Consider the following 2,677-nt stretch of genomic DNA (forward strand, 5'->3'; position numbering starts at 1 on the left):
TCAGGTGGTCAATTACCTAATTTTCAGGGAAAAAATCCCTAAATTTTCCCCCCAATCACTCCAATGGTAGGCACTTTTTCAGGGAAAAAAAGTCTAAAAGCCTTATCCAACAAGGTTTTTATATTTATTCAGCAAACCCTAAATACTGTCTGAACCCATTTTTTTGCGCTTCGCTCTTGAAGCAGTTGTCAAAACGTCCACACCATCGGTGAAAGCAGGGAGGCATCGCGACTGGGGTTGTCTCTTTCATCGCTGCTCTCTCAACGTCAAGTGCTTACTCTATAACGATTATACTCTATTATACTCTTGTTGATCGTTTAAGTCCCACTAGGATAAATTGATCTCTAATAACCCCGGTGGTGGCGCAATCTCGATGCGTGCCGCTTTCAGATCCACCAGTGGAACAATTTCTTTGACGAAGGGGACCAAGGCCCTGGCCTCTGAGTCGGAGGATGGACTTTTTTTCTTGACGGAGGCTAGATTTGCTTCTAGTTGCACTGCTAAAATGTCATTACCCGCCCACAAAATATCTACTACAACCCCGATTTTTTCTCCTGTCAGGTGATGATAAACCTCTAAGTTTACTAGCTCACTAACATGATATTCATCCGCTTTTAGGCGAGGTTTTTCTAGTTTATTCGCCCATAATTTATATCCGCGCAAAGCTTCGGCTTGTTCCCGATTTTCAACCCCCTCTAACTTGATAACATAAACATTTTTGCCCGGTAGCTCACGTCCCCTGAGCAGAGTAATTTCTCGGATTTCTCCCCCCTGGGGTCCTTGTATTCCCCTCATCCCTCGCTTCTGAAAACGTTCGGGAAAATCTGATACCGATAAAACTCGCAATTCTCCCTCCAGTCCCTGGGGTGCTACTATTGTCCCAATTTCTAGCCAATTTTCTTCCATTGTCTCGATATTTTTTGCTATAGCTTTCCCTAGTATATAGCCTTTTTTGTCTCGCTCCTAGATTTTAAAAGTCTTGGTAAGCTAAAATTTTTAGTTGACCTCTACTCCTGACCATTTTTTGACTTTTTACTGGTGACTTTTGACTAAATTATGACTATTTGGCAAGCGGATTTTTATAAATCTTCATCTTCTTCACCTCTTGAGACAGTCTGGCAATTGTTAATTTCCGATTCTCTTGGTCATCTTATCTATGAAAATTCCTGTCCCCAATCCCAAGCTAATAGCGACTGGTTAACCCAACAGTTACAGCAAGCTTGTCAAGTCTCCCCTCCGGAAATTATCCAAGTTTTTCGCCCCCAATGCGCCAATTTATTTCTCCTCGCTGGTCAGAATTTACAGATCAAAATTGAGTTAACCCGTCACGTTAACGCTCTGAAAAAACAGCTAGAATTGCGGCAAATCCCCATAAATATCGACTCTCCTCCACCGCAACCCCTACCAGACCAATTTTTAGGTCAAGAGTGGCGTTTTGCTCGCTTTCCCGCCGTTGATTTAGTTAACTTTTTTGGCGATCGCAGAATACCGATTCTTTCCCTACCAGAAGCCTTTTCTCCTTTAAAATTAGGTTTAGCCTCCACTCTCATGATCCCCGGCGTGGTTATTACCGGTGGTAAAAAATCTCTTGCCATCGCTCGTTGGTTAGAGGAAATTAACCCGGTATTTATCGATCATATTCCCACAGAAAGGGGGCGATCGGGCGGTTTAGTCTTGGAATCGGGTCTAAATGAACGTTGGATTTTTCTGACCTACGAAGATGAAGAAGTGGCCCTGGCAGCCAATGTTTATCAAGCAACCAAACAGGAAAGCCAAGGTTTGCACTTTCTCCTGATACAACCGGATGATTCTGGTCGCACTTTTACCGGCTTTTGGCTACTGAAACAAGTTTAACCCCCAAGCTGTCCCCAAGAGGCAAAGAATACCCGCTAAACCCGCTAAAGGTTGGTTATAGATACCTTTGACCCAAACTAACCCAGAATCGCTGTAAGACATCAATTCGGCACTGTCTAGCAAAGCTAATCCCCACACCCAACCGCTATGAAGTCCCCAAGCTAATCCTAAACTACCATGATCGATCGCCCGCGCCCAGACCAGAACCATCCCCATCAGAAATAAACCGGGTAGTTGCGGCAGCGTTTGCTGACGGTCCCAAAGCAGGTGCAGCAGGGCAAAAATTAGGCTAGAAATGGCTCCCGCCACCCAAAAACCGTATTCTTGGCTTAATTGGCTCAAAAAGATGCCCCGAAAGATTAATTCCTCGGTAATACCCACCCAGAGAGCCACTATCAACAGGGGTAAACTCAAGGAAAAAGCGCGAGTGAGGTTTTTGGGCTGCCAATGTACCCATGTCAAAATCCCCTCTAGGAAAAAAATTATCCCTAATCCCACCACTGCCAGGATTAATCCTTTAGTTAGGGAGATAAATAGGGAAAATGACCAAATTAATCCGTAATTATGGAGGCTGCTCCCCTCTATCTTCAATAATCCCCAGATAACTAAGGGAGCCAAGGCGTAAAGAGAGGCCACTAGGGGCAATTTCTGGTCAGGTTTTGTCCCTTGCAGCGGTTGCCATCCCAAACGACTCCCTAAACCAATGGCAATCGGCAGCCAGAGAATTAACCAGGCTAACAGGAAAATAATAATTTTTATTAAGGCGGCAATCTCCATTGTCAATTAGGTGTTACGGAAGTGGGGTTTTGCTCGCTTTCCCGCC

3 protein-coding genes are annotated in these 2,677 nt (G+C 44.6%); 1 reads left to right on the top strand and 2 read right to left on the bottom strand.

Features of this window, described 5'->3' with window-relative positions:
• Positions 1-327: 327 nt before the first annotated feature.
• Complete coding sequence (gene rimM, locus O9332_RS21390; protein ID WP_002759724.1) at positions 328-906, bottom strand: ribosome maturation factor RimM; 579 nt, start codon at positions 904-906, stop codon at positions 328-330.
• A gap of 150 nt (positions 907-1,056) precedes the next feature.
• Between rimM and O9332_RS21395 the strand changes: the two genes are divergently transcribed.
• On the top strand, positions 1,057-1,854 hold the full coding sequence (locus O9332_RS21395; RefSeq protein WP_288027313.1) for a Tab2/Atab2 family RNA-binding protein: 798 nt from the start codon (positions 1,057-1,059) through the stop codon (positions 1,852-1,854).
• On the opposite strand, the gene O9332_RS21400 is transcribed toward O9332_RS21395, so the two are convergent.
• Positions 1,837-2,631, bottom strand: coding sequence for a CPBP family intramembrane glutamic endopeptidase (locus tag O9332_RS21400; protein WP_002759726.1), 795 nt, complete (start codon positions 2,629-2,631; stop codon positions 1,837-1,839). The two genes, O9332_RS21395 and O9332_RS21400, sit on opposite strands and share 18 nt — an antisense overlap.
• Between the last annotated feature and the right edge of the window lie 46 nt (positions 2,632-2,677).

This window comes from Microcystis sp. LE19-10.1B (genome assembly GCF_027530565.1).
GTDB lineage: Bacteria > Cyanobacteriota > Cyanobacteriia > Cyanobacteriales > Microcystaceae > Microcystis > Microcystis aeruginosa.